The organism is Acinetobacter sp. 228 (genome assembly GCF_048147885.1).
This window is the reverse complement of record NZ_JAYWYV010000630.1, coordinates 1-1,015: the sequence shown is the minus strand read 5'-3', so window position 1 is coordinate 1,015 and position 1,015 is coordinate 1. Positions and strand designations below refer to the sequence as shown.

Below are 1,015 nucleotides of genomic sequence, written 5' to 3'. Positions count from 1 at the left end.
GCATTAGCTTTTGAACGTGCGATTAATGATGCATTTACACCATATACCCCATCATCATAGCCTGCTGTGAATGTTATAGTCTGGTGAGGACGGTAAGCAACATCATAACTTTGGCTTGTTAAACTATCTGTAGCACGGCTTTTAATATATGACTATTCAATATTTGAAAAATATTCATTCAGCTTCCATTTGAGTCCTGTTTCGCCACCTGTTATACGAGCTTTACCTAAATTTATATAAGTACTCTTATTATCTATCTTGCCAGAGCTAATAAGATTTTTGATATCTGTATAATATGCAGATATATAAACAGAGAGTCCGTAAGCTAATTGTTGGTCAATACCAACTTCATATGCCTTACTTTCTTCAGGTTTTAAATTAGGATTTCCTTGAAAATTGAATTGACTATAAGAACCATACAATTGTTCAAGGGTTGGGGCTTTAAATGCTGTTCCCATATTTGCATAAATACTTGTAAGAGGAGCAATTTGGTAACGTGCTGCAACTTGGCCAACAGTATGAGTGCCGAACCAATCGTTATCTTCTACTCGAACCCCAGCTTGAGTATGAATACCATCATTATTGTATTGATGTTGGATGTAATATCCTGTTGTATTTATTTTTTGTTTATTACCAATTAATGAAGCTGCACTATATTCACTGCGATTACTATCTATTCCAGCAAGTAAATTTTGAGTATTAGTAAACTTCCATTTAGCATTGATATCACCTTCATTTGCCTTAGCATTATAATGGGAATCAGGATTTCCTAAATAAGTCTGGTTGTTTTTAGTGTTTGAATATCGGGCATTTAAAGCAACATTTTGGTTGATATTGTAACTTGCTAACCAGTTAATGAGCTGATTTTCAAATTGTTTTTGTGAATTGTTGTGGTAGGAATCAGTAGTATAGTTATTTATTCCTTTATTTTGGCTGATGGCTAAACTTGTTTTGAAAGCCTCATTGTCATATCCAATTTTTGTACTATATCCTTTTTGATCATAAGGTGCTTTTT

1 pseudogene is annotated in these 1,015 nt (G+C 33.4%); it reads right to left on the bottom strand.

The annotated features are described in order from the left end of the window. Positions 1 to 1,015 (bottom strand): annotated as a pseudogene (locus tag VXQ92_RS21420) (TonB-dependent receptor plug domain-containing protein); the annotation flags it as partial.